Source organism: Blautia wexlerae (assembly GCF_013300825.1).
GTDB classification, from domain to species: domain Bacteria; phylum Bacillota; class Clostridia; order Lachnospirales; family Lachnospiraceae; genus Blautia_A; species Blautia_A wexlerae_B.
In genome coordinates this window covers 1-6128 of sequence record NZ_JAAIMY010000058.1, presented here as the reverse complement: position 1 = coordinate 6128, position 6128 = coordinate 1, and the positions used below count along the sequence as shown (strand labels likewise).

6 protein-coding genes and 1 pseudogene are annotated in these 6128 nt (G+C 41.9%); 1 reads left to right on the top strand and 6 read right to left on the bottom strand.

All coding sequences use genetic code 11. The features are described 5' to 3' along the window. Positions 1-15: 15 nt before the first annotated feature. Positions 16-255, top strand: a complete 240-nt coding sequence (locus tag G4417_RS16105; RefSeq protein ID WP_173684189.1) for a DUF6061 family protein — start codon at positions 16-18, stop codon at positions 253-255. Between the two features lie 61 nt (positions 256-316). On the opposite strand, the pseudogene G4417_RS17630 reads toward G4417_RS16105, so the two are convergent. From G4417_RS17630 to G4417_RS16075, 6 genes and pseudogenes are all read right to left on the bottom strand, one after another. Further along, a pseudogene (locus G4417_RS17630) lies at positions 317-460 on the bottom strand (ArsR family transcriptional regulator); the annotation flags it as partial. Between the two features lie 135 nt (positions 461-595). Next, positions 596-1306, bottom strand: coding sequence for a succinate dehydrogenase/fumarate reductase iron-sulfur subunit (locus G4417_RS16095; RefSeq protein WP_330598412.1), 711 nt, complete (start codon positions 1304-1306; stop codon positions 596-598). Further along, a complete protein-coding gene (locus tag G4417_RS16090) occupies positions 1303-2847 on the bottom strand; it encodes an FAD-binding protein (protein WP_173684188.1) in 1545 nt (514 codons plus the stop codon). Before G4417_RS16090 ends, G4417_RS16095 begins: the two co-directional genes overlap by 4 nt. Further along, positions 2844-3383 carry a hypothetical protein gene (locus G4417_RS16085; RefSeq protein WP_055221565.1) on the bottom strand — a complete coding sequence of 180 codons (540 nt, stop codon included), beginning with the start codon at positions 3381-3383 and terminating at the stop codon, positions 2844-2846. Before G4417_RS16085 ends, G4417_RS16090 begins: the two co-directional genes overlap by 4 nt. A gap of 10 nt (positions 3384-3393) precedes the next feature. After that, entirely contained in the window at positions 3394-3912 is a 519-nt protein-coding gene (locus tag G4417_RS16080; RefSeq protein WP_005608562.1) for a DUF6921 family protein, read from the bottom strand. Between the two features lie 16 nt (positions 3913-3928). After that, complete coding sequence (locus tag G4417_RS16075; protein ID WP_334296885.1) at positions 3929-6127, bottom strand: heavy metal translocating P-type ATPase; 2199 nt, start codon at positions 6125-6127, stop codon at positions 3929-3931. Position 6128: the final 1 nt, after the last annotated feature.

Sequence of the window (6128 nt, the reverse complement as noted above, 5' to 3'; positions counted from 1 at the left end):
AGGAGATGGGATACGATGAGAACAATATTTGCAGAATACAATCCACAACGAAACAACATTGACATTTATACAAATGTTGGCTATATGCTTCGCATTGACTGTTGGGAAGCTGAAAAGGACTTAAAAACCACATCAGGATCAGACTGTGCATTAAACGCACTCGCCATTGATGATCCTCTTGAATATGCAAGATTATATCTTGATGGAAATTTGCAGATGTGGGTAGATGCGGAAGACTCATTAGATATTTTTTAATTTTTAAACAAATACAACAGTTTAAATAACTATTAGCTACAATATTTCCGGAAAATTCATCATGGGATAAAGTTGGCTGGGTAATTTCAAATCTTTCCAAAAGTTTACACCCGCACTTTTCTCCATCCGACAGCATCTGTACAATTTCCAGCCGGTTCGCATCGCCCAAAGCCTTGCATATCAAAGCCACATCCATTGCATTCATATTGACACCTCACATTGATCATTGTCTATGTTCAATATAATATATACATAGATATTTGCCAATGTATGTGTTTTAAAAAAGAGAATCAAGTTTTTGATTCTCTTCATACATTCATTATAGCTTTTATCATCCATTTTATCTGCCCCAAACAGCCGCTGCATTCGACCTTACAAGCAGTTCTTCCACAGGCAGACCAATCGGACAAATATCATGACAAGATAACGACTTCCCGCATCCCTCAAAATATTTCTTCTTATATTCAGCAGAAATCTCATTCAAATGAGTGCTTTCCTGTTCTTCATTCAGAATCCGAAATGCGTTGACTGCAGCAACAGCGCCTGCGAAAGTCCCATTTGCAGAGAAGTTAGGACACACTTCAAGGCAGCAGCCACACATCAGACAGCGTGCCGACTGGTATCTCGGTTCATGTGTCCACGGATTCATATAAGCTTCACTTTCAAGCCAAAGGTTCAGTTTTTTCAAATTTTCAAACAGAATTGACCGGTCAACGATCAAATCTCTTACAAGCGGAAATTTGCTTAAAGGTTCCAAGGTGATTGTAGAACCTTTTAACGTATGTAGAAATGTAGAGCATGCCAGCCTCGGACGTTCGTTAATCAGCATGGCGCAAGCCCCACATTTTCGCACCATGCAGCTACATTCCCAGCTGATGGGAGTAACTATATTTCCTGAGTTATCTTTCAAAGGGGTTCTACTGTTCAATTCCTTTAGAACAGTGGCAACAGAGCTGTTTTTGCTTCCGTCATACTCAAATTCCTGCCAATAACTGTCTGATTTCTGACTCTCCTGCCGCCTGATTCTTATTTTATATACCAAGTGAATCACCGCCTTTCTGGAACAGGTACAAAGGAAATCTGTATCTGCTTTCCATCAAATCTGGCTACCGTTGTTTTAAGATAATCATCGTCATTGCTCTTCGGATAATCCTCCCGCCAGTGTGCACCACGGCTTTCTTTTCTTGCAAGAGCACTCTTTAGAACTGCCATGCCAAGCAATGGAAGATTTCCTGTCAGCGCTTGTACCGTTTTAATCCCATTTAACAACGTATTCTCATTTCTGACAACGCCCATAGTCTCCTGCATCACTTTGTTTAATTGCTTTATTTCTGAAATTTGAGACGCTGGTGGAAAATCTATCTGTGTCGCACAAGATAGATCTACTACATCTGCCTGTTCGCATGCTGATTTTGCCGCAACACGTCCTCCGTATAACGCTCCTAACAGAGAATTTCCACCAAGACGGTTGGCACCATGATATTGGGCACAGCATTCTCCGGCAGCGCAAAGATTCTGAATCGGCGTTCTGTGCTGCTCATCCACCAGAATGCCTCCCATAAAATAGTGAATTCCCGGTAAAACAGACACCGGTTCCTTTCGTATATCTTTATGCAGATAGGTCATACAATCATCTGCCAGACCAGATAGCTTATTTGAAATAATCTCCTCCGATATTTCCGTCATGTCAAGAAATACCTCTGATTCATGGCTGACCTTCCATATCTCTCTGGCGGTAATATCTCGTGGCATCAGATTTCCAAGCTCCGGGTATTTTTCCTCCATGAAATACCATTGTTTTCCATCTTTCATGGCAAACAACCTGCCACCTTCCCCTCTGGCCGCCTCGCTGATGAGCATGCGTTTTCCACCACATTTCACAGTTGTCGGATGATACTGGATCATCTCGCCATTTGCCAGAGGAACACCAAGCCGGAACAATTCTGCGGTGACTTCTCCTGTATTGCTCAGCGAACCCGTTGTATTTCCAAACAATCCGTGCATACCACCGGTGGCAACAATAACCGCATCCCCCGGTAATTCCACAGTCTCCTGACTATATTCATCCCTGATTACGCAGCCACAACAAATATTGCCACACAGACGAAGTGTTAGGAAAGAATGATGGCTGAACCGTTCTACCATACCAGATGCTTCTTTCCTGCGAACAGCGTCTATCATAGCTGTCATGATCTGCTTCCCGGTATCGCTCTGTGCAAAAGCAGTCCGTTTCTTTTTCTGCCCGCCAAAATTCCGCAGATCCACATCATCATAGCCACTCATGTTAAATTTAACTCCAAGTTTTAGCAGCCAGTGCACCAGCTCCGGTGCTGCCTGTGTCATTCCCCAAACTGCATTTGGATCTGCCAGACCACATGCTGCCTTTATTGTATCTGTAAAATGTTCTTCGGGACTGTCGTTTTCATCTTTTGTATTCAAAGCTGCGTTGATACCGCCCTCCGCCATAACAGACTGTGCCCGCTCTGACGGAAGGGAGGAAACCAGTTTTACATTGCATCCATTTTCCGCTGCCTGCAAAGCCGCTGAAAGTCCTGCCAGTCCAGCACCTATAATAATAATTGTCTTACTCATAGATATTGCCACCCAATATAATATAAAATAACCGCTCCCGCTATAAAAAGAAGAAGCACCGAAAGGATCAAATAAATATCACTCCTTCGTTCTTTATAACTGATGATTCCCAGCGATACGAGCAATGGGCGGATATTGATAAAAATATGAACAAAGATTGCCGCCACGAACAAAAGCTGAGTTACCATCTTTACCGTTGTAAAAGGGAACAAAATATATGTCCCATTCTGCACCTTTCCAAACAAGCCAATATGGAAGAACAGCAGGATCAGTATTGCCAGCCCACTGGCTCGTCTCGCCCAGAATATGGCGTTCTGTTTCAGATACATTTTTCCGGATTGCTTCGCTGTCTGTAAACTCTGAACTGTCAGGATGACACCAATCACCGTATGCACAACAAGAATACCAACACCAATCCATGCAAGAAGTTTCCCTGCACTACTTCCAACTCCGTTCAGCATAAAGCTTCCCATGATTCCATGAATCATAAAAATGAGAAGCATTAAAACAGACAAAATCGTATTCCATTTTCTCATAAATTCCCGCTCACCTCATTTCTTCGCTGTCCATGATCATATAGTCCATCTGTGATAACGTTGTAACGTCAATAAAATCATCCGATGCCAGGAATACATCATACTTTCCACTTACCACTCTTGATAGCATCATTGTGTTACTGTACTCTTTCAGATCTACGGAAAAACCGGCCTGTTTCAATCTGTCACAGAGTTTCTTAGCATAACTGACAAGCGGATAATCCGTCTCAGATACATATAACCGAAAACTAATGTCCGTTTTCATGAGATCTGTTTCATTTGTTTCCGAATCGTCCAGTGCCAATTCTTTTAATTTATTCCGGGTGTTCTCGTTGTCGAGACCATCTGACATCATATTAATACCGAGAACATAAGAGCCTTCCAACTGTGCGGAGGCTTGAGCCGCCTTTTTTGACTTCGGTGTTGCTCCTGTGACTGCATCAATCATAGAAGGCGGTGAATGTAAAATGGCACCAAAACCTACAAGAAAAACAATCGTAACAACTAACAGAATCAGTTTTCGTTTCACATTCCCACCTCATTTCCTATTCTTTCAAAATTCTCATTGCGTTCAAAACAGCAATTATGGTAACGCCTACATCACCAAATACAGCTTCCCACATTCCCGCAATACCAAGAGCGCCAAGAATCAGGAACACACTCTTAATCCCAAGAGCAATCACTATATTCTGCATGACAATCTGTTTTGTCGCTTTTGCTACTTCAATCGCGTCCACCAGCTTAGACGGTTCATCTGTCATCAGAACTACATCTGCTGCTTCAATGGCCGCATCCGAACCAAGCCCACCCATTGCAATACCAACATCTGCACGGGCAAGGACAGGAGCGTCATTGATACCATCACCAACAAAAGCCAATTTGCTTCCCGGTCTCTTTTTACTATCTAAAAGCTCAACCTTTTCCACTTTTTGGTCAGGAAGCAGCTGTGCATAATATTCATCCAACTGCAATTCTTCTGCAACGGACTTCCCAATTTTTTCATCATCACCGGTAAGCATGACTGTTTTTTCCACGCCGATATGTTTCAGGTCAGAAATTGCTTTTTTACAGTCCGGCTTCACTTCATCTGTTATCAAAATACATCCTGCATATTGACCATTTACAGCCAAATAAACTTTTGTACCTGCTTTTTCACAGGTTGTGTACTCTATACATTCTGTATCCATAAGTTTCGTATTGCCAGCAAAAACTTTCTTTTCCCCTGCCATTACACTGATTCCATATCCTGAAATTTCCTTATAATCAGAAATCACTGACTGATCAATTTCTTTTCCATAAGCAGCAAGAATGGATTTTGCAATAGGATGGTTAGAAAAACTCTCTGCCTCTGCCGCATACTCCAGAACCTGTTCTTTTGAAAATCCATTTGCAGGCAAAATATCCGTCACATTGAAAACACCTTTTGTAAGTGTTCCGGTTTTATCGAACACAATAACGCTGACATTATTAAGTGCCTCTAAATAATTGCTTCCTTTTACAAGAACACCTCGTTTAGATGCTGCACCAATGCCGCCGAAGAAAGTCAGCGGGATTGAAATAACCAATGCACATGGACAAGATACCACAAGGAAAACAAATCCTCTGCGAATCCACTCTGTCCAGCCTCCGCCAAGAATGATCGGTGGCAGAATCGCCAGAATAGCTGCTAAGATTACAACAACAGGAGTGTAATAACGTGCAAATGTAGTAATAAAATTTTCTGTTGGTGCTTTTCGGCTTGACGCATTTTCCACAAGATCAATAATCTTTGAAACAGTAGATTCACCAAATGCTTTCGTTGTCTTAATCGTTAAAACACCCGTCTGATTCATACAACCGGAAAGTGCTTCGTCTCCTTTATGAACGCTTCTCGGAACCGATTCTCCAGTTAAAGCCCTCGTATCCAGCATAGAATCTCCATCCAATACCACACCGTCTAATGGGATTTTTTCACCAGGCTTTACAATAATAATCTCACCAATGGAGACATTTTCTGGAGATATGGTAATCAATTCCCCATTTCTTCTTACTGTAGCAGAATCTGGACGTATATCCATTAAGTCTGATATAGATTTTCTGGAACGCTTAACAGCCAATGACTGAAAAAATTCACCTACCTGATAGAATAGCATAACAGCAACTGCTTCTGGATATTCACCAATGACAAAAGCCCCAATCGTAGAAACACTCATCAAAAAATGTTCATCAAATACACGCCCCTTTGAAATGTTCCTCACAGCCTGCCATACAACATCTCCACCAAGAATAACATAAGAAACAATGAGAAAAGCTAACTCGATAGGCAGTGGCACTTTCGCAAAAACAGTCAATGCCATACCAATGGCATAGATTGCTGCACCAGTCGCTAAACGAACTGTCAACTTCTTATCCTCATTGTTATAGGATTCATTGGCCTCCTGCTTTTTTTCCGGTATATAAGATTCCTGTACAATTTCAGAAACTTCCACATCTGGCTCATGGCTATGAACAATCGTTTCAATCTGACTGGCTATCGTATCTGCGGCTGTCTGAGCAACATTGATTGTAAGCGTCTGCTTCATCAGATTTACCACTGAGGATTGCACTCCATCCAACTCTCCGACTTCTTTTTCAATTTTTGCGGAACAATTCGGACAGTCCAACCCTTTTAACGAATAACTCTTTGTAACATTCATAACGGTTTCTTCCTGAACTTCCACATCTGGCTCATGGCTATGAACAATCGTTTCAATCTGACTGGCTATC